We start from the raw sequence: 18736 nt of genomic DNA, 5'->3' as shown, positions 1-18736 counted from the left end.
CGGCGCACAGCAGCGACGCGGCGGAAGTCATGCCAGGGTCTCCACGCGGACCGCGGCGGCCAGGTCGGCCAGGCGCTCGCGCGGCAGCCGGCGGGCGACGCCGCTGCCCAGGGTGGCCACGGCGAAGGCGGTGGCCTGGCGCGCGCAGGTGGCCAGGTCGGCGTCGGCACGCAAGGCCGCGACCAGGCCGGCGACCATCGCGTCGCCGGCGCCGACGCTGCTGCCGCCGGTCAGCTGCGGCGGCTGCGCCAGCAGCGCCTGCTCGCCGCGCACGAACAGCGCGCCATCGCTGCCCAGCGACACCACGACCAGGCCGATGCCGCGCGCCAGCAGCGCGCGCGCTGCGCCGAGCAGCTCGGCGGTGCTCGCCAGCGGCGCGCCGGCCCATTCCTCCAGCTCGTGGCGGTTGGGCTTGATCGCGAACGGCAGTTGCGCGCGCGGCGCATCCAGGGCGGCGTGCAGCGGCGCACCGCTGGTGTCCAGCAGCACCCGTGCGCCGGCGGCGGCAGCCTGCGCCTGCAGTTGCCGCCAGGTGTCCTCGGCCAGGCCCGCCGGCAGGCTGCCGCTGAGCACCACCGGCAGGCCGGGACGCAGCAGCTCGGCCAGGCGCGCGCCGACGGTATCGAGCTGGGCCTGGTCCAGGGCCAGGCCGGGCAGGTTGATATCGGTGGTGGCGCCGCTGTCGTCGGCGACCAGCTTGAGATTGCTGCGGGTGTCGCCGGGCACGCGCAGGCAGCGGTCGTCGATGCCGCGCTCGGCGAACAGCGCCTCGAACACCGGCGCATTGCCGGCGCCGAGCACGCCGAGCGCGGCGCAGCGCAGGCCGGCATCGGCCAGGCAGGCGGCGACGTTGATGCCCTTGCCGCCGGCGATGGCGTGGGCGCTGCGCGCACGGTGCACCTGGCCGGGCTGCAGCCGGTCGATCGCCACGGTCAGGTCGATCGCCGGGTTCAGAGTGACGGTGACGGCATCGACGCTCATGCGTCGGCTCCGTCGAGCGCCCGCACCTCGGCCGCGCTCGCGCAGTCCAGCGCGCGCTGCGCCAGCGCCTGCAGCGCATCCAGACGGCTGCCGCGCAGGCGCGCCTTCACCGCGGGGATGTCGTTGGGCGTCATCGACAGCTCGTGCACGCCCAGGCCGGCCAGCAGGGCCGCGCCGAACGCATCGCCGGCCAGGCCGCCGCACACGCCGACCCAGCGGCCGTGGCGCGCGGCGCCCTCGACGGTGGTGCGGATCAGGCGCAGCACCGCCGGGTGCAGGCTGTCGGCCTCGGCGGCCAGGTCCGGGTTCTGCCGGTCGATGGCCAGGGTGTACTGGGTCAGGTCGTTGGTGCCGATCGAGAAGAAGTCCGCGTGTTTCGCCAGCGCATCGGCCTGGATCGCCGCGGCCGGCACTTCGATCATGATGCCCAGCGGCACCTCCGGCGCCTGCAGTTCCGCGCGCAGGCGCTCGCATTCGGCGCGCAGCGTCAGCAGTTCCGCCGCCGAGGTGATCATCGGGAACATGATCGCCAGGCGCGCGCCGTCCTTGGCCGCGCGGTACAGCGCGCGCAGCTGAGGTTGCAGCAGGTCGGCGCGGCGCAGCAGCAGGCGCGCGCCGCGCACGCCCAGGAACGGGTTGTCCTCGCGCGGCAGGTTCAGGTGCGCCACCTGCTTGTCGCCGCCGATGTCCAGGGCGCGCACGATCAGCGCGCGGCCGTCCAGCGCCTGCGCCATCGCCGTGTAGGTGGCGTACTGCTCGTCCTCGCTGGGCGTGCTGCCGCGCTCCAGGAACAGGAATTCGGTGCGCATCAGGCCCACGCTCTCGGCGCCCTGCGCCAGTGCCGCGGCGACCTGCTCGGGCAGGTTGACGTTGGCGCCGATCTCCAGGCGATGGCCGTCTTCGGTCTGTGCCGGCTGGTTGCGCTGCTCGGCCTCGCGCGCGCGCAGTTGCTGCTGTTCCTCGATGTAGGCGCGGGCCGAGGCCAGGTCGGCCTCCGACGGCGCCAGGTACAGGCGGCCGCTGCTGCCGTCGACGATGACGGTGGCGCCGTCCTCCAGGTCCAGCAGGTCGGCGCCGCCAGCGACCAGCGCCGGCAGGCCGAGGGTGCGCGAGAGGATCGCGGTGTGCGAGGTCGGTCCGCCCACCGCGGTGGCCAGGCCGAGCACGCGGCCGGTGTCGAGGTTGGCGGTGTCCGACGGCGACAGGTCGTGGGCGAGCAGGATGCACGGCGCGGCCGGCAATTGCGCCAGGCTGCCGCCGGCCAGGCTTGGATCCAGGTGCGCCAGCACCCGGCGGCCGACGTCGCGCAGGTCGCTGGCGCGTCCGGCCAGCACCGCATTGCCCAGCGCCGAAAGCTTGTTGGCCAGGCGCTCCACCGACTGCTGCCAGGACCAGGCGACGCCGTGGCCCTCGACCATCAGTTGGCAGGCCAGGGTGATCAGGTCGGTGTCGTTGAGCAGTTCGGCCTGGGCGCGGAAGATCGCCGCATCGCCGGCGCCGAGGCGGCGCCGGGTGTCCTCCTCGATGGCCTGCAGTTGCGTGCGGGTGCGCTGCAGGGCGTCGTGCAGCAGGGCGCCGCCGTCGCTCAGCGGCACGGGCGTGTCCGCCACCGCGACGTCGTGGCCGGCCAGCTTGTGCACCACGCCGATCGCCAGGCCGGGGCTGGCGCCGATGCCGACGATGGCCGGCTGCGCCTGCGGCGAGGTCCAGCCGGCGACCGGCGCGGCGCGACGTTGCGCCGCGGCGTCGGCATCGGCCTGCTCCTGCGCGGTCAGGCCGTCGATCACGCTGCGCAGCCGTGCCAGCGCCGCGGCGGCGTCCTGGCCTTCGGCGGAAATGGTCACGGTGTCGCCGGCGTGCAGGCCCAGTTGCAGCAGCGACACCAGGTTCTTGGCGTCGCCGACCTGGTCGCCGGCGCGCACCTGGATGCGGGCGGCGAAGCCGCGCGCGGTTTCCACCCAGCGCGTGGCCGGGCGCGCGTGCAGCCCGGTGGGGTAGCGCACGGTCCAGTCGAAGCGCTCGGCCAGGTCGCTGGCCGCGGCGGCGGGCGCGGGGGCGGCCGCATCCTCGCTCAGGGCGGCGACGATCGCCTGCGGGTCGTCGCTGGCGAACAGCGCCTCCAGCTTGGGCGGATCCTGGATCAGCCTGGTCAGGCGCCGCAGCACGGTGATGTGGGTGTCGGACTGGGCGGCGATGGCGACCACCAGGTGGGTGGTCTGGCCCGGGTTCCACTCCACGCCGTCGCGCAGCTGCAGCACCGCGATGCCGTCGCGGCGCACCAGGTGGCGGTCCTCGCCGGTGCAGTGCGGGATCGCCACGCCATGGCCCAGGAAGGTGTTGGCCAGCGCTTCGCGGCGCAGCATGCTGGCCTCGTAGGCCGGCGGCACGCAGCCGGCGGCGACCAGCAACTGCGCCGCCTTGGCGATTGCGTCGGCCTTGTCGCGGGCCTGGACATCGACCCGGACCAGGTCGCTGGAAACCAGGGGAGAGGCGGGCGTCTGGGACACGCGGAATCCTTGAGGGTGGGCGGCAAGTGGGCGCAGTGTGGGAACGTTCCCAGTCTATCGTCAATGTGCAGTGCACAATTCTTTCGGAAAAGCTTGGTGCTACTATCCGGTAGCGCCACACGACAGGGGGTCGACATGGAAAAGAAGCGGGAACGTTGCCAGTGAGCGTCAGCATCCACGACGTGGCGCGCGTCGCCGGCGTCTCGACCTCGACCGTGTCGCGGGCACTGGGCCACGGCCCCGTCAGCGAGGAGGTGCGCGCACGGGTGGAAGCGGCGGTGCGCGAGACCGGCTACCGCCCCAACCTGATGGCACGGCGGCTACGCTCGCAGCACTCCGGGGTGGTGGGGCTGATCGTCGCCGACATCCGCAATCCGTTCTTCACCGCGGCCATTCGCGCAGTCGAGGACGTGGCCTACCGCGCCGGGATGCGCGTGATCCTGTGCAATACCGACGAGGATCCGCAGCGCGAGGCGCTGTATCTGCAACTGATCCAGGAAGAGCGGGTCAGCGGGCTGATCTTCGCCCCCACCCGCACCACCCAGAGCCAACTGGGCAAGTTGAGCTTCGATCATCCGGTGGTGCTGCTGGACCGCGCCGGCAAGAGCGGTACGCACGACAGCGTGGTGCTGGATAACGCCGCGGCGATGGCGGCGCTGGTCGATCACCTGGTCGGCCGCGGCGTGCGCCGCATCGGCGGCCTGTTCGGCAAGACCAGCAGCACTGCCGCCGAGCGTCGCGACGGCTATCTGGAGGCGATGCGCGGGCACGGCCTGACGCCGGACTACCGCGAGGTGGCACCGAGCGCGGAGGCGGCGATCGCCGAGGTCCAGGCCTGGCTGGCGCAGACGCCGCGACCGGACGCGCTGGTGGCCAGCAACAGCCTGCTGCTGATGGGCGCGCTGAAGGCCGCGCGCGCGGCCGGCCTGGGCATTCCGCAGGATCTGGCGCTGGCCGGCTTCGACAACGAAAGCTGGACCGACCTGGTCGAGCCCGGGATCACCGTGATCGAACAGCCGGTGGAAGAGATGGGCCGCACCGCGATGTCGCTGCTGCTGGAGCGGATGAACGCGCCGACGCAGCCGACCCGCAAGGTGGTGCTCAGTGGCCGCTGCATCGTTCGCGGATCGAGCTTACGCTGACCTTCGACATTCGGTGCGGTTGGGGAGGGGTGCCGCTGCGGCGACCGTGGTGTGCCGCAGCGGGAGTCGTGGCGTCCTTACTCGCTGCCGTCCGGTCGCGGGTAGTCGTGCTCGGGATCGGCGTGGTCGCGCTTGGGGTCGGTATCGGGTTGGTCGCGATCCTTCCACTGCGCGTCTTCGTTGTGGATCTTGTCCGGCGTGTGGCTGCGTTGCTGGGAGTCGTGGGCGTTGTCGCGGTTGGCGGGCGGGGACATGACGAACCTCCTGGATCAGGTGGGGGTGGGCGCCGGATCCGGATGGCGGTCGTGCTGCTCGGAGCCGTCGAGGCGCGCCCAGCAGGCGACGACCAGGGTTTCGGCATCGCTCCAGGCGATGCGCGGCCAGGGGTGTTCGGCGTCGTAGCGCTGACGCAGGCGCTGCAATCGCACGTCGTTGGATTCGCGCGGCAACTGCAGGAACACATCGCAGGCCATCTTGATCAGGCGCGCATGTTCGCTGAACGACTGCGACCCCAGTTTGCCCGCCGCGTGCAGCGCCTTCCAGTGCGCCAATTCGGCTTCGACATCCACGAGCAGGCTCGGAGCGTGACTCACGCGAGTTCTCCTTGAGTGAGAGGAAAGAGGGAGGCGGAGGGTGCCCCCCTGGCAGCCACCGCTCCATCACCCTAGGCCGCGGCGCGTAAAGGTGAGGTGGTGCTCATGTGGTGTGCATGACAAGACGCGCACCTGCGCGGCGACAAAGCGTGATCTCGGGCGCCGACTTTCACACGCAGCGTTGTGAAGGAGGCCGACGCGGCGTGTGAATGCGAGGCGCGCATCTGCGACCCTGGCGTTCCGCCGAGCAATCTGGTCCGCGCCGCTGCAGCGGCTTACCATGCACGAGGTCCGCGTCCGCGGGCACCCCGTTTCCCCCTCACGCGCCGACGGCCGCCGCCGCTGGTGCCCGCAAAGGACTGGCATGCCCGTTGCTCCCGTGCTCGACTCCGCGCCGCCGCGCATCGCCGTCATCGGCCTCGGTTATGTGGGCCTGCCGCTGGCGGTGGCGTTCGGCGCCCGCCACGACACGCTCGGCTACGACATCGATGCGCAGCGCGTGGCGCAACTGCGCGACGGGCACGACCAGACCCTGGAACTGGAGGCCGAGGAACTGCGCGCCGGCGTGCACCTGCGCTACAGCGACGACGCGGCGGCGCTGCGCGACCGCAACGTGTACATCGTCACCGTGCCGACCCCGATCGACGCGCACGAGCAGCCCGACCTGCAGCCGCTGCGCCAGGCCAGCGAGTTGCTGGCCGGCGTGCTCAAGCGCGGCGACCTGGTGATCTACGAGTCCACCGTCTACCCGGGCACCACCGAGGAAGTCTGCGTGCCGCTGCTGGAGCAGGGCTCGGGATTGCGCTGCGACGTCGACTTCCATTGCGGCTACAGCCCGGAGCGGGTCAATCCCGGCGACCGCCAGCGGCGCCTGGCCGACATCCGCAAGATCACCTCGGGCTCGAACCCGGCCGCCGCCGATGCGGTGGACGCGCTGTATGCCGGCATCATCGCCGCCGGTACCTGGCGCGCGCCGTCGATCCGCGTGGCCGAGGCGGCCAAGGTGGTGGAGAACATCCAGCGCGACGTCAACATCGCCCTGGTCAACGAACTCGCCCTCATCTTCGACCGCCTCGGCATCGATACCCAGGACGTGCTGGACGCGGCCGGCACCAAGTGGAACTTCCTGCCGTTCCGGCCGGGCCTGGTCGGCGGCCACTGCATCGGCGTGGATCCGTACTACCTGCTGCACAAGTCCGAGAGCGTGGGCTACCACCCGGATCTGATCCACACCGCGCGCCAGGTCAACAACCGGGTCGGCGCGCACGTCGCTGCGCGGGTGCAGGCGCTGCTGGCCGGCAAGGGCGTGGCGATGGCCGATGCGTCCGTGCTGGTGCTCGGCGTCACCTTCAAGGAGAACTGCCCGGACCTGCGCAACAGCCGCGCGCTGGAGCTGGTGCAGGCGCTGGCCGCGGCCGGCGCCCGCGTCGATGCCTGCGATCCCTGGGCCGATCCGCAGGAGGCGCAGGCGCACGGCGTCGAGCTGCTGCCAGAACCGGTGCTCGGCCGCTACGACGCGGTGGTGCTGGCGGTGGCGCACGCGGCCTACCGCGACCTGGACGCAGCGCAGATCCGCGCGCTCGGCACGCCCGATCTGGTGGTCTACGACGTCAAGTCGGTGTGGCCGCGCGCGGCGGTGGACGACCGGCTGTAGCGCAGTTCTCGGGCGCGCGTACCGTCTGGTGTCACCGGCGCATTGGCATGCGCTGGCTGTACCTGCGCCAAGCGGCCCCGATGGCGGTTGCAACGCCATGACCGCGACACCCTCTACACTCGCCGGCTTACGACGCCTGCGAGGACCGCAATGCACCGCTACCTAGCCTATATCGCCAGCTGCGTGCTGCTGGCGCTGTCCATCGCCCTGTGCGCGATCTGGCCGCTGTGGGGCTGGGGCGTGGCGGCCTTCGCGGTGCTGGCGGTGCTGGGCACCGTGGACCTGCTGCAGACCCGCAGCACCCTGCGCCGCAATTATCCGATCCTGGCGCATTTCCGCTACGGCCTGGAATCGGTCGGCCCGGAGATGCGACAGTACTTCCTGCAGAGCGACATCGAGGAGGCGCCGTTCTCGCGGCAGCAGCGCGCCCTGGTCTACCAGCGCGCCAAGAACGTGATGGACGTGGTGCCGTTCGGCACCCAGCGCAGCACCTACGCGCCGGACTACGAATGGATCAACCATTCGCTGGCCACCAGCGAGATCGCCGACCACGACTTCCGCGTGACCATCGGCGCCGGCTGCGCGCAGCCGTACGCGGCCAGCGTGTTCAACATCTCGGCGATGAGCTTCGGCGCGCTGTCGGCCAACGCCATCCGCGCGCTCAACGCCGGCGCGCGCCAGGGCGGCTTCTACCACGACACCGGCGAGGGCTCGATCTCGCCCTACCACCGCGAGTGCGGCGGCGACCTGGTGTGGGAGATCGGCTCGGGCTACTTCGGCTGCCGCGACGAGGAGGGGCGCTTCGACCCGCAGCGCTTCGTCGCCAACGCCACGCTGGAGCAGGTCAAGATGATCGAGATCAAGCTCTCGCAGGGCGCCAAGCCGGGCCACGGCGGCGTGCTGCCGGCGGCCAAGGTCAGTGCCGAGATCGCCGCCACCCGCGGCGTCGCCATTGGCCAGGACTGCGTGTCGCCGTCGCGGCATTCGGCGTTCACCACGCCGCTGGAACTGCTGCAGTTCGTGGCGCGTCTGCGCGAACTGTCCGGCGGCAAGCCGACCGGTTTCAAGCTGGCCATCGGCCACCCCTGGGAGTGGTTCGCCATCGCCAAGGCGATGCAGGAAAGCGGCCTGTATCCGGATTTCATCGTCGTCGACGGTGCCGAGGGCGGTACCGGCGCGGCGCCGGCCGAGTTCATCGATCACGTCGGCGTGCCGATGCACGAAGCCCTGCTGCTGGTCCACAACACCCTGGTCGGGCTGGACATCCGCGAGCGCATCAAGCTCGGCGCCGCCGGCAAGATCACCAGCGCCTTCGACATCGCGCGCACCCTGGCGCTGGGCGCGGACTGGTGCAATGCCGGGCGCGGCTTCATGTTCGCGCTGGGCTGCATCCAGTCGCTGAGCTGCCATAGCGACCGCTGCCCGACCGGCATCGCCACCCAGGACCGGCGCCGCTGGCAGCACCTGGACCCCACCGACAAGGCCACCCGGGTCGCGCACTACCACGCCAACACGCTCAAGGCCCTGCGCGAACTGCTCAGCGCCGCCGGGCTGACGCATCCGTCGCAACTGGGGCCGGAGCACATCCTGCGCCGCATCTCGCAGGTGGAGATCCGCTCGCTGGCCTCGCTGTACCGCTACCTGGAGCCGGGCGAACTGCTGCGCACGGTCCCCGACCATGCGGTCTTCCACGATTACTGGGGCGACGCGCGCAGCGATTCGTTCCAGCCGCCGGAACGCATCCGCCGCCTGCGCGACAGCAAGTCGCAATGAGCAAGGCGCCGTCGGCGCGGTTGCGGCCGGCGCCTGCTGCAGGCGCTGGAGCAGCGCTTGGCGCCGTGTCCGCGCATCCATCTCGCCGCGGCGCTGAATGCGGTGGCGTTCTACCTTGCGCAGGGCTATGCCGTGCTGCGCGAGGGAGCCTACCCCCATCCCAGCGGGATCGCCCTCGATTGTGTGTTCATGGAGAAGCGCGCCGCGCTGGCGGTGCCGTGAGGTAGGCATCCCACAACCGGTGCGTTGTGACGGCGGCGGGGCGGGGCGTTCGCTTTTTTGCATCGCCGCATCGGTCACGCATGCTCGCCGTCGCTGCCGCCGTCCGTTATCGTGCCGTTTCCTTCTCAGCGTGCCGCGCATGAATCAGCTCTCGGTCCCCGACGTCGTTCCCGCGCCGCTGCCCGTCGACGAAGCCGAGCGCCTGCGCGCGCTGGCCGAGCTAGGGATGCTGGACACTGCACCGGAACCGGCGTTCGACGACCTGATCTGGCTGACCAGCCAGTTGTGCGAGGCGCCGATCGCGCTGATTTCGCTGATCGACGAGCGCCGGCAATGGCTCAAGGCCAGTTGCGGCCTGCCCGCCGGCACCACCGGGTATCCGCGCGAGATGGCGTTCTGCACCTATGCCTTGCTGGAGCCGCAGTTGCTGGAGGTGCCGGACGCCACGCTGGATCCGCGTTTCGCCGGCAACCCGCTGGTGTGCGGCGCGCCGCACCTGCGTTTCTATGCCGGTATGCCGCTGGTCGGCGACCAGGGCTACAGCTACGGCACCCTGTGCGTGATCGACACCCGTCCGCGGCAACTGGACGCTCGCCAGCGCGAAGCTCTGCAGCGCCTGGCCAGGCAGGTCACCGCGCATCTGGAGGCGCGCCGCGACGCACGCATCGCCCACGACCAGGCCAAGACGCTGAGCCTGCTGCTGGAAACCATGCCCGACGGTGTGGTGTCGTGCCTGGCCGATGGCACGCTGGGCGAGTTCAACCAGGTGGCGCGGCAGTGGCATGGCGCCGATCCGCGCGCCTTGCCGCCCGAACAGTGGGCGGAATATTTCGACCTGTTCGACGCCAGCGGCCGGCGCCCGCTGACCAGCGAGGAAGTGCCGCTGGTCCGTGCCTGGCGCGGCGAATCGGTGCGCGATGCGGAGATCGTGATCGCCGCCAAGGGGCAGGCGCCGCGCAGCGTGCTGTGCAATGCGGAACGGCTGGAGGGCGGCGATGGGCGCAGCCTGGGCGCGGTGTGCGTGATGCGCGACGTCAGCGTCGAACGCGCGGCGTCGCATGCGGCGCTGCTGGCGGGGCAGCGTTTCTCCGGCGCCTTCTCGGCGGCCGCGCACGGCATGGCGCTGGTGTCGCTGGAAGGGCACTGGCTGGACGTCAACGACGCCTTGTGCGCGATGCTCGGCTACAGCCGCGCGGAGCTGCTGGAACTGCGCTTCCAGGATTTGACCCATCCCGAAGATCTGGCCGAGGACATGAAACAGGTGGCCGCGTTGATCGCCGGCCGCCGCAGCGACTACCGCAGCGAAAAGCGCTACCGCCATCGCGACGGCCACACCGTGCGTGCGCGCCTTTCGGTATCGCTGGTGCGCGACGAACAGCAGCGTCCGCTGCACTTCGTCACCCATATCCAGGACATCACCGAGCAGCATCTGGCCGAACACCGCCTGCGCGACAGCGAAGCGCAGCTGCGCACCATCGCCGACAACGCGCCAGCGCTGATCGCCTACCTCGACCACGACCTGTGCTACCAGTTCGTCAACCGGCCGTATGCGGCATGGTTCGGGCTGGCGCCGGAGCGCATCATCGGCCGCCGCCTGCACGAGGTGCTGGACCCGCAGCAACTGGCCTTGCTGCAACCGCATCTGCCGGCGGCATTGCAGGGCGTGCCGGCGCAGTTCGATGCGGAGTTGTGCGATGCCGCCGATGCCCTGCGCATCATGCATTTCAGCCTCATTCCGGATGTGGCGCTGGCGCCGCAGCGGGTCGGCCTGCACCTGATGATCAGCGACATCACCGGGCAGACCCGGTTGGCGCGGCTGCTGGAAGAGCGCGCGCTGCGCGACGAATTGACCGGGCTGCCGAACCGGATGGCCTGGAACCAGACGCTGCGGCGACGCATGAGCGAGCGCCGCAGCCAGGGCCAGGTGGCGGTGATGTTCCTGGATCTGAACGACTTCAAGAGCGTCAACGACCGTTTCGGCCATCACGTCGGCGATGCGCTGCTGGTGCACTTCGCGCGGCTGCTGCAGCGTTGCCTGCGCGGGCAGGACAGCATCGCACGGTTGGGCGGCGACGAGTTCGTGGTGCTGCTGGAAGGCCTGGCCGACGCCAGGCGCGAAGTGCTGGCGGCCGCGGCGCGGATCATGGAGGCGTGCGCGGACGGCTGCGAGGTCAGTGGTCGGCACCTGCCCTTGCAGCCGAGCATCGGCATCGCCGTGCAGGCCGGGCCCGGTTTCGATCCGGTGCTGCTGACGCAGCGCGCCGACGAGGCCATGTACGTGGCCAAGCGCGATCCGCAGGCGCGGGTGCAGATCGCAACCCTCTGAGCGCGGTCCGCCGGCGCGATGCCGGCGCTGGCTACGGTGCGCTGTCCGCGGCCACGCGCCGGAACGGATAGTGACCGCCATCGGCGTCGAGCGTGCCCTGGTCGGCATCGCCGGGCGTATCGAAGCGGATGACGATGTCCTGTGCGCTCAGGAAGAACGCGTGATCCGACGCGGGAATCAGTGGGTAGGCCTGATCCTTGCGCAGTTCCACCAGCAGGCGGCTCTGCGCTTCGCGGATCCGGAACGTGCCCAGCTCGGGGATGGCGAAGCTGCCGACGAAGCGTCGTTGCGCGGCGATGTCCAGCGCGACGGCGGTGCGCCGGATCGGCTGGAAGTCCGGCCAGGCATAGGCCGCGGCGACGGCGCGCACGATCTCCAGGCCCAACTGGTAGCCCTGGTCGCCGTTGCTCAGCACCACGGCGCCATCGCATCCTTGCGGATACACCACCAGCGTGGCCTTGTAGCCGGCGTTGGAACCGTCGTGATAGGCGTACTTGCGCGCGCTGGCGCCGCCAATGTTCAGGCCCAGGCCGTAGCCGTCCCGCACCGGGGTCATCATGGCGCGGGCGCTGGCGGCGGACAGCACGCGGCCGCGGCCGGCCTGCGCAGCGCACAGTTCGATCGCATAGCGCGCCAGGTCCTGCGCGTTGGTCCACAGGCCGGCGGCGGCCAGTTCCGGGTAGGTGTGCGGGCCGCCTGCCACCGGCGCGCCATTGGCATCGTGCGGTTGCGCCGCGTGCGCCAGATCGCCTGCGGGCAACGGTTGGCGGAAACTGCTGGCGCGCATGCGCAGCGGCGCCAGCACGCGCTGCTGCAGCAGCGTTGGAAAGTCCTGCCCGCCGACGTCGATCAGCAACTGCTGCATCACCGTGTAGCCGCCGCCCGAATAGCGGTAGCGCACCCCGACCGGCGCCTCCACCCGCACCGGCGCCGAGTTCGCGGGCGCCTGGCCGTCGAGCACCTGCTGCAGGGTGGGGACGGCGGCGCCGCGGGCGTAGCCATCGAAACCGTGCACGCTGGTGCCGGCGGTGTGCGACAGCAGTTGGCGCAGGGTCACCGGATGGTCGTGGCTGTCGGCGGAATCGGGCAGGGTCCACGAGGTCAGGCGCGCATTGACCGGGGCGTCCAGCGCCACGCGTCCGTCCTGGACCAGGGACAAGGCCGCCATCGCCGCCACCGGCTTGCTCACCGAGCCGGCCTGGAACAGGGTCCTGGCATCGACCGCGGTCCCACCGGTGGCGGTGACGCCATAGCCCTTGGCCCAGGCGACGCGGCCGCGATGGATCACCGCGATCGCCACGCCCGGCACGTGCAGCGCGTCCATCTGGCCACGCAGCGACAGCTGCGCGCCTGCCTGGTCCTGGGTGACCACGGCCGGCAACAGGCCATGCTCGACCTGCCGGATCTTCGGGCTGGCGCTGGGTGCGGCGCTCGCGGCCACGACGTTGCCGGCCAGGCCAAGTGCGCAGAACAGGATCGATGGACGCATGCGTCGCTCCAGGCGGGAGGTGAGCTGGAACCGCGAGACAGCCGCGGTCGCCACGTCCGTGCAGGAATACGTCGTGCGGCCACGACGACGACAGGCCCGAAGGTCACTGGCCATTCCGGCCAGTCGCGTGCCGGCGCCGCTCAGCGCGTGGCGCGTTGCAGCCAGGCCACCGCGCCGCGCCCGGCGCGCACGCCGCTGGCGAAGCAGGCGGTGAGCAGGTAGCCGCCGGTCGGCGCTTCCCAGTCGAGCATTTCGCCGGCGCAGAAGGTGCCGGGCAGCGCCCGCAGCATCAGCTGCGCATCCAGCGCCTCCAGGCGTACGCCGCCGGCGCTGCTGATCGCCTCGGCCAGCGGGCGCGGGCGCAGCAGGGTCAGCGGCAGGCGCTTGAGCGTGGCCGCGGCCAGCGCCGGATCCTGGCCGGCCTGCTTGCCGAGGATCTCGAACAGCAGCGCCGCCTTGACCCCGTCGATGCCGGCCTGGCGGCGCAGATGCTCGCCGAAGCTGCGGCCGCTGCGCGGCTTGCCCAGTTCGGCCTGCAGCCGCGGCAGGTCGCGGCCCGGTGCCAGGTCCAGCCACAGCGTGGCCGGGCCGTGTGCGGCGATGGAATCGCGCAGATCCGCGGCCAGCGCATAGATCAGGCTGCCTTCGATGCCGTGCTCGCCGACCACGCACTCGCCCTGCAGCGACTGTGCCTGGCCCTGCGCATCGTGCCAGTGCGCGACCACCGGCTTCAGCGGGGCTCCCGCGTGGCGTTCGCGGAAATAGGCGCTCCAGTCCACGTCGAAGCCGCAGTTGGCCGGCTGCAGCGGCGCGACCTCCACACCGCGCGTGCGCAGCGTGTCCTGCCAGGCGCCGTCGGAACCGAGTTGCGGCCAGCTGCCGCCACCGAGCGCCAGCACGCAGGCATCGGCCTGCACGCGCTGCTCGCCGTCGGCACCGGCGAAACGCAGCGCGCCGTCCGCGTCCCAGCCCAGCCAGCGCTGCTGCACGTGGAAGCGCACGCCGGCGTCCTTCAACCGCCGCACCCAGCCGCGCAGCAGCGGCGCCGCCTTGCGGTCCAGCGGGAACACCCGGCCGGAGCTGCCGACGTAGGTCTCCACGCCCTGCGCCTGCGCCCAGGCGCGCAGCGCGTCGGCATCGAAGTCGGCCAGCCACTCGCCGACCGCCGTCGCGCGCTCGCGATAGCGGGCGACGAAGCGCTCGAACGGATCGGAGTGGGTCAGGTTGAGGCCGCCCTTGCCGGCGATCAGGAACTTGCGTCCCACCGAGCCCTTGGCCTCGTACAGGTCGACCTCGGCGCCGGCGGCGCGCGCGGTCTCGGCGGCGATCAGCCCCGCCGGGCCGCCGCCGACGATGGCGAGACGGCCGCGCACCGGCGCGGCGTGCTTGCTGGCGGGCATCGGCGCAGTCGGCTCAACGCGGCTGGACATCGAGCAGTTCGACCTCGAACACCAGCGAGGCGCCCGGCGGGATCACCCCGCCGGCGCCACTGGCGCCGTAGCCGTAGTCCGACGGCAGCATCAGCAGGCGCTTGCCGCCCACGCGCATGCCGGCCACGCCCTCGTCCCAGCCGCGGATCACCTGGCCGGCGCCGAGCACGAAGCTGAAGGGCTGGCCGTGGTCGGCGGAGGCGTCGAACTTCTCGCCGCGCTTGTCCTTGGCGTGCTCGTCGTACAGCCAGCCGGTGTAGTGCACGGTGACCCGGCTGCCGGGGCGGGCCTCGGCGCCGTCGCCGACGCGCTCGTCGGTGGCCTGGAACGCGGCGATGCTGCCGCCGGGCGGCGGACCCGGCGGGGTGCAGCCAATCAGCAGCCACGCCGGCAACGACAGGCTCAACAGCAGCAGGATTCGGCGCATGCGGGACGTCCACGGCGGGCAGGGCGTGCAAGGGTAGCGCATCGCCGCAGCGGCTATCATGCGGCGCATGGCCAAACTGCTGCTCAACCTGCGCCACGTGCCCGACGACGAACGCGCCGAGGTCTGCGCGCTGCTCGACGCCGCCGGCATCGGCTACTACGAAACCCGCGCCGGCACCTTCGGCATCTCCGCCGGTGGCATCTGGTTGCGCGAGGACGCCGAGCAGGCGCGGGCCAAGACGCTGCTGGCCGAGTACCAGGCCCAGCGCGGCGAACGCGCCCGCGCCGAGCGTGCCGCGGCGCTGCGCGACGGCAGCGCGGAGACCTTCGCCAGCCTGCTGCGGCGGCGCCCGCTGTTCGTGCTGGCGACGCTGCTGGGCATGCTGCTGGTCGCCTCGCTGGTGCTGCTGCCGTTCCTGTTGCTGCGCGGCTAGCGGCGACGCTGGCGCTTGGGGGCATGCCTCGACGCGCTTCGCCGAAGCGCCGGTGCGCGGGAGGCGCGGACCGTGCTGCTGCAGCGGTCGTGCGTCGCAGGCTCTAAAATGCGCCGATGATCGCCAACACCGCCGCCTACCACTTCGTCGCCATCGCCGACCCCGACGCGCTCGCCGCGCAATTGCACGCCTGGGCGCAGGACGGCGACCTGCGCGGCACGGTGCTGGTGGCGGGCGAGGGCATCAACCTGTTCCTGGCCGGCACGCCGGCGGCGATCGACGGCTTCTACGCGCAGCTGCGCGCCGACCCGCGCTTCGCCGATCTGCGCATCAAGACCAGCCCCAGTGCGCAGCAGCCGTTCGCGCGGCTGAAGGTCAAGGTCAAGCCGGAGATCATCAGCTTCCGCCGCGACGCCGCCTCGCCGCTGGAGGCGGCGCGCGCGCCGGCGGTGGCGCCGGCCACGCTGCAACGCTGGTTGCGCCAGGGCCACGACGATGCCGGCCGGCGCGTGGTGCTGCTGGATACGCGCAATGCGCAGGAAGTGGCCTACGGCACCTTCGCCGGCGCGCTGACCCTGCCGATCGTCAAGTTCACCGACCTGCCGGAAGCGCTGGCCCCGCATCGCGCGGCGCTGGCCGACGCCACCGTGGTCAGCTTCTGCACCGGTGGCATCCGCTGCGAGAAGGCCGCGCTGTGGATGCGCGCCGACGGCATGGACAACGTGCTGCAACTGGACGGCGGCATCCTCGGCTACTTCGAGGAAGTGGGGGGCGAAGGCTACGACGGCCGCTGCTTCGTCTTCGACGAGCGCGTGGCGCTGGATCCGCAGTTGCGGCCGATGGTGGGCGGCTGATTGCCGCGGGATTGGGGATTCGGAATTGGGGATTGGCAAAGGCGGGTTGCTGCCAGCTATGCACGTGGTCCGTCAGGTAAGGCAACACCCGCTTTAACGAATCCCCAATCCCGACTCCCCAATCCCCACGCCCTCAGGCGTACTGCATCTTGCGCGTCATCCCGCCATCGACCACGAATTCCTGGCCGGTGATGAAGCCCGCCTGCGCCGACAGCAGATAGACCGCCAGCGCGCCGATGTCCGGTGGCGTACCGACACGACCTACCGGATGCTGTGCATGGTCCTGTCGCGACAGCTTGGGCGTGCGTCGCGCGTTCGGCTTGCGCCAGGCGTCGGTGGCGATCCAGCCGGGGCTGATGCAGTTGACCCGCACCGCCGGCCCGGCGCTGATCGCCAGCGCATGAGTGAAGGCCACCAGTCCGCCCTTGGACGCGGCGTACGCCTCGGTGTCCGGTTCGGACTGCTGCGCGCGGGTGGAGGCGATGTTGACGATGGCGCCGCCGCCGCGGCTGTCGCGCAACGCCGGCAGGGCATGTTTGCTGCACAGGAACGCACCGCCCAGGCTCGCCCCCAGCCGCCGGTTCCATTCGCGCAGCGACAATTGCGCCAGCGGGCCGGTATGCGGATCGGCGATCCCGGCGTTGTTGACCAGTCCATCGATGCGGCCGAACCGGGTCAGCGCGGCATCGACGAAGCGGCGCACGCTCGCTTCGGCGGCCACGTCGACGCGACGGAACAGCAGGCGTTCGCCGACGTCCAGCTCGGCCACGCAGGCACGCCCGGCATCGGCATCGAGATCGCCGAACACGACATTGCCGCCAGCCCCGAGCACTGCCTGCACCACGCCGCGGCCGATGCCCTGCGCGCCGCCGGTGACCAGCACCACACGGTCGCGTAAGGGCAGGGCTGGGACGGGGGCGGGCGATGGAATCAGCGGCATGGCGGCGACCAGGAGAAAGCAGGGGGCGCCAGCGTAGCCGGCGCACCGTGCAACCGGCGTGGTAGCGCCGTAGTGCAGTTCGCCAAAGCCCCTCTCCCCTCGGGAGAGGGATTGGGGTGAGGGTACGGCGCGCAGCGCTCGCGCGGATTTGGCGACACGAGGCTTCGCCCGTACCCTCATCCGCCCCTTCGGGGCACCTTCTCCCGGCGGGAGAAGGGAGAAGCCAAAGCCCCTCTCCCACCAGGAGAGGGGGTGGGGTGAGGGTACGGAGCGCGCAGCGCCCGCCTGGATCTGACAATGCGAGGGCTTCGCCCGTACCCTCATCCGCCCCTGCGGGGCACCTTCTCCCGAGGGGAGAAGGGATAAGCCAAAGCCCCTCTCCCACCGGGAGAGGGGTTGGGGTGAGGGTACGACCGCCAGCCAAGCATCCTCCTACCCACACCCACACCCACACCCACACCCACACCCAGCGCAAATCAGCGTTCCGGTTGCGCGCCCTGCAAGCGGCGCCGCGCGCCCCCATCTCGTCGGCATCGCCTGCAGGAACCCGCCTCACCATGATGCCGATCTCCATTCTCGACCTCGCCCCGGTCTGCGAAGGCAGCGACACCAGCGCCGCCTTCGCCAACATGCTGGACTTGGCCCAGCACGCCGAACGCTGGGGCTACCACCGCTACTGGCTGGCCGAGCATCACAACATGCCCGGCATCGCCAGCGCCGCCACCGCGGTGTTGATCGGGCACGTGGCCGGCGGCACCAGGCGCATCCGTGTCGGCGCCGGCGGCATCATGCTGCCCAACCATGCGCCGCTGCAGGTGGCCGAGCAGTTCGGCACGCTGGCCTCGCTGTATCCCGGTCGCATCGACCTGGGGCTGGGGCGCGCACCCGGCACCGACCAGGCCACGGCACGCGCGTTGCGCCGTTACTTCGACAGTGCCGACCAGTTCCCGCACGACGTGGCTGAACTATTGCGCTATTTCGAGCCGGCCGTGGAAGGACAACTGGTGCGCGCCGTGCCCGGTGCCGGCATCGAGGTGCCGGTGTGGCTGCTCGGCTCCAGCCTGTTCAGCGCGCGCCTGGCTGCGGCGATGGGCCTGCCGTTCGCCTTTGCCTCGCATTTCGCCCCGGATGCGATGGACGAGGCGCTGGCGGTGTATCGCCGCGAGTTCCGCGCTTCCACGCGCCTGCAGGCGCCATATGCGGTGCTGGCCCTGAACGTGGTGGCCGCCGCGTCCACGGCCGAGGCGCGGCGTCTGTTCACCACCCAACAGCAGAGCTTCGTCAACCTGCGCCGCGGCCGTCCCGGGCTGATTCCGCCGCCGATCGACGACATCGAGGCGTTCTGGGCGCCGCACGAGAAGCTGGGTGTGGAACGCGCACTGGCCTGCACGGTGCTGGGCGATGCCGACGCGGTCGCACAGGGGCTGTCCGACTTCGTCGCGCGGCACCGCCCGGACGAGTTGCTGCTGACTGCCAACATCCACGATCACGCGGCGCGCTTGCGCTCGTTCCAACTGGCGTCGGAGGCCTGGACGCAGGTCGCCGCGGCCGCGTGATGCGCGTATCTGCGCGGGTGTCTACACGCGCAGACGCGCGCGGGCGCTCATTGCCATATTTGCGTTGATGGGCATCACACCGCGCACCGCTTTCACGATGTCTTGATTTTCCCGGGTATGTCATCGTTTCGCGTCGCGCATCAGCGTGGCGTTCGGCCTCGGGACACGGCCGTACAACTGACGCGAACAGGGGGGATCGGCAATGAACGCACAGCATCCGATGGCGCCGGTGCACGAATGTGGACTGGAGGCGGCCTTGCAACAGATGAGCAAATGCCTGGAGCGCCTGCGCGCCCAGACGCCGGAACGCCCCGCCAAGGGTGCGTCCGTGCGGCCGTCGCACATGCGCAACGTGTTCGCCAGCGAGACGGAACTGTACCTGGTGAAGTAAGCGGGCAGCGGGCGCTCC

The 18736-nt window shown here is 71.2% G+C and carries 17 protein-coding genes; 9 read left to right on the top strand and 8 right to left on the bottom strand.

The genetic code is table 11. The features are described 5' to 3' along the window. Positions 1-27: 27 nt before the first annotated feature. Both pfkB and ptsP read right to left on the bottom strand, forming a co-directional pair. On the bottom strand, positions 28-981 hold the full coding sequence (gene pfkB / locus SLW56_RS16950) for a 1-phosphofructokinase (protein WP_320695210.1): 954 nt from the start codon (positions 979-981) through the stop codon (positions 28-30). Next, positions 978-3488: a phosphoenolpyruvate--protein phosphotransferase gene (gene ptsP, locus SLW56_RS16945; protein ID WP_320695209.1), complete on the bottom strand. Its 2511-nt coding sequence runs from the start codon at positions 3486-3488 to the stop codon at positions 978-980. Before ptsP ends, pfkB begins: the two co-directional genes overlap by 4 nt. A gap of 161 nt (positions 3489-3649) precedes the next feature. On the opposite strand from ptsP, the gene SLW56_RS16940 reads away from it, so the two are divergent. After that, a complete protein-coding gene (locus tag SLW56_RS16940) occupies positions 3650-4630 on the top strand; it encodes a LacI family DNA-binding transcriptional regulator (protein ID WP_320695208.1) in 981 nt (326 codons plus the stop codon). A 77-nt stretch (positions 4631-4707) separates the two neighbouring features. On the opposite strand, the gene SLW56_RS16935 is transcribed toward SLW56_RS16940, so the two are convergent. Both SLW56_RS16935 and SLW56_RS16930 read right to left on the bottom strand, forming a co-directional pair. Continuing rightward, a complete protein-coding gene (locus tag SLW56_RS16935; protein ID WP_193312729.1) occupies positions 4708-4884 on the bottom strand; it encodes a hypothetical protein in 177 nt (58 codons plus the stop codon). Positions 4885-4899: 15 nt separating this feature from the next. Further along, complete coding sequence (locus tag SLW56_RS16930) at positions 4900-5223, bottom strand: transposase (RefSeq protein ID WP_320695207.1); 324 nt, start codon at positions 5221-5223, stop codon at positions 4900-4902. A gap of 364 nt (positions 5224-5587) precedes the next feature. Between SLW56_RS16930 and SLW56_RS16925 the strand changes: the two genes are divergently transcribed. From SLW56_RS16925 to SLW56_RS16910, 4 genes are all read left to right on the top strand, one after another. Beyond that, positions 5588-6877, top strand: a complete 1290-nt coding sequence (locus SLW56_RS16925) for a nucleotide sugar dehydrogenase (protein ID WP_267113771.1) — start codon at positions 5588-5590, stop codon at positions 6875-6877. A gap of 150 nt (positions 6878-7027) precedes the next feature. Beyond that, on the top strand, positions 7028-8650 hold the full coding sequence (locus SLW56_RS16920) for an FMN-binding glutamate synthase family protein (protein ID WP_320695206.1): 1623 nt from the start codon (positions 7028-7030) through the stop codon (positions 8648-8650). 57 nt (positions 8651-8707) lie between these two features. Continuing rightward, positions 8708-8872, top strand: a complete 165-nt coding sequence (locus tag SLW56_RS16915; RefSeq protein WP_295911447.1) for a hypothetical protein — start codon at positions 8708-8710, stop codon at positions 8870-8872. 139 nt (positions 8873-9011) lie between these two features. Further along, the gene (locus SLW56_RS16910) at positions 9012-11198 is read left to right on the top strand and encodes a diguanylate cyclase (RefSeq protein ID WP_320695205.1); all 2187 of its coding nucleotides are present in this window, start codon (positions 9012-9014) and stop codon (positions 11196-11198) included. A gap of 31 nt (positions 11199-11229) precedes the next feature. Here SLW56_RS16910 and SLW56_RS16905 read toward each other — a convergent pair whose 3' ends face one another. From SLW56_RS16905 to SLW56_RS16895, 3 genes are all read right to left on the bottom strand, one after another. Continuing rightward, positions 11230-12687: a serine hydrolase domain-containing protein gene (locus tag SLW56_RS16905; protein ID WP_320695204.1), complete on the bottom strand. Its 1458-nt coding sequence runs from the start codon at positions 12685-12687 to the stop codon at positions 11230-11232. 140 nt (positions 12688-12827) lie between these two features. Continuing rightward, on the bottom strand, positions 12828-14087 hold the full coding sequence (locus SLW56_RS16900) for a TIGR03862 family flavoprotein (protein ID WP_320695230.1): 1260 nt from the start codon (positions 14085-14087) through the stop codon (positions 12828-12830). Between the two features lie 13 nt (positions 14088-14100). Continuing rightward, on the bottom strand, positions 14101-14544 hold the full coding sequence (locus SLW56_RS16895) for an FKBP-type peptidyl-prolyl cis-trans isomerase (protein ID WP_267086843.1): 444 nt from the start codon (positions 14542-14544) through the stop codon (positions 14101-14103). A 67-nt stretch (positions 14545-14611) separates the two neighbouring features. Here SLW56_RS16895 and SLW56_RS16890 point away from each other — a divergent pair, with 67 nt between their 5' ends. Together SLW56_RS16890 and SLW56_RS16885 are read left to right on the top strand one after the other, a co-directional pair. Further along, positions 14612-14977 (top strand): DUF6164 family protein, encoded by a 366-nt coding sequence (locus SLW56_RS16890; RefSeq protein WP_150408955.1) that lies wholly within the window; start codon positions 14612-14614, stop codon positions 14975-14977. A 116-nt stretch (positions 14978-15093) separates the two neighbouring features. After that, on the top strand, positions 15094-15831 hold the full coding sequence (locus tag SLW56_RS16885; RefSeq protein ID WP_267099409.1) for a sulfurtransferase: 738 nt from the start codon (positions 15094-15096) through the stop codon (positions 15829-15831). 133 nt (positions 15832-15964) lie between these two features. Here the strand turns inward: SLW56_RS16885 and SLW56_RS16880 are convergent, their stop codons facing one another. Further along, positions 15965-16771, bottom strand: a complete 807-nt coding sequence (locus SLW56_RS16880) for a glucose 1-dehydrogenase (protein WP_152181119.1) — start codon at positions 16769-16771, stop codon at positions 15965-15967. Positions 16772-17328: 557 nt separating this feature from the next. Between SLW56_RS16880 and SLW56_RS16875 the strand changes: the two genes are divergently transcribed. Together SLW56_RS16875 and SLW56_RS16870 are read left to right on the top strand one after the other, a co-directional pair. Then, positions 17329-18327, top strand: coding sequence for an LLM class flavin-dependent oxidoreductase (locus tag SLW56_RS16875; protein WP_267081540.1), 999 nt, complete (start codon positions 17329-17331; stop codon positions 18325-18327). 202 nt (positions 18328-18529) lie between these two features. Continuing rightward, a complete protein-coding gene (locus SLW56_RS16870; protein WP_148829894.1) occupies positions 18530-18718 on the top strand; it encodes a hypothetical protein in 189 nt (62 codons plus the stop codon). Positions 18719-18736: the final 18 nt, after the last annotated feature.

Source organism: Xanthomonas sp. LF07-6, assembly GCF_034105445.1.
Taxonomy (GTDB): Bacteria; Pseudomonadota; Gammaproteobacteria; order Xanthomonadales; family Xanthomonadaceae; genus Xanthomonas_A; species Xanthomonas_A sontii.
Note: the sequence above shows the minus strand (reverse complement) of the source record. Positions and strands in the feature narration are given on the sequence as shown.

Excerpts from the sequence above, each read along its gene's own strand:
- SLW56_RS16885 (WP_267099409.1), top strand. The coding sequence starts at position 15,094 with ATGATCGCCAACACCGCCGCCTACCACTTCGTCGCCATCGCCGACCCC.
- SLW56_RS16935 (WP_193312729.1), bottom strand. The coding sequence starts at position 4,884 with ATGTCCCCGCCCGCCAACCGCGACAACGCCCACGACTCCCAGCAACGC.
- SLW56_RS16900 (WP_320695230.1), bottom strand. The coding sequence starts at position 14,087 with ATGCCCGCCAGCAAGCACGCCGCGCCGGTGCGCGGCCGTCTCGCCATC.
- SLW56_RS16880 (WP_152181119.1), bottom strand. The coding sequence starts at position 16,771 with ATGCCGCTGATTCCATCGCCCGCCCCCGTCCCAGCCCTGCCCTTACGC.
- SLW56_RS16905 (WP_320695204.1), bottom strand. The coding sequence starts at position 12,687 with ATGCGTCCATCGATCCTGTTCTGCGCACTTGGCCTGGCCGGCAACGTC.
- SLW56_RS16870 (WP_148829894.1), top strand. The coding sequence starts at position 18,530 with ATGAACGCACAGCATCCGATGGCGCCGGTGCACGAATGTGGACTGGAG.
- SLW56_RS16875 (WP_267081540.1), top strand. The coding sequence starts at position 17,329 with ATGATGCCGATCTCCATTCTCGACCTCGCCCCGGTCTGCGAAGGCAGC.
- SLW56_RS16920 (WP_320695206.1), top strand. The coding sequence starts at position 7,028 with ATGCACCGCTACCTAGCCTATATCGCCAGCTGCGTGCTGCTGGCGCTG.
- SLW56_RS16910 (WP_320695205.1), top strand. The coding sequence starts at position 9,012 with ATGAATCAGCTCTCGGTCCCCGACGTCGTTCCCGCGCCGCTGCCCGTC.
- pfkB (WP_320695210.1), bottom strand. The coding sequence starts at position 981 with ATGAGCGTCGATGCCGTCACCGTCACTCTGAACCCGGCGATCGACCTG.
- SLW56_RS16925 (WP_267113771.1), top strand. The coding sequence starts at position 5,588 with ATGCCCGTTGCTCCCGTGCTCGACTCCGCGCCGCCGCGCATCGCCGTC.
- SLW56_RS16895 (WP_267086843.1), bottom strand. The coding sequence starts at position 14,544 with ATGCGCCGAATCCTGCTGCTGTTGAGCCTGTCGTTGCCGGCGTGGCTG.
- SLW56_RS16890 (WP_150408955.1), top strand. The coding sequence starts at position 14,612 with ATGGCCAAACTGCTGCTCAACCTGCGCCACGTGCCCGACGACGAACGC.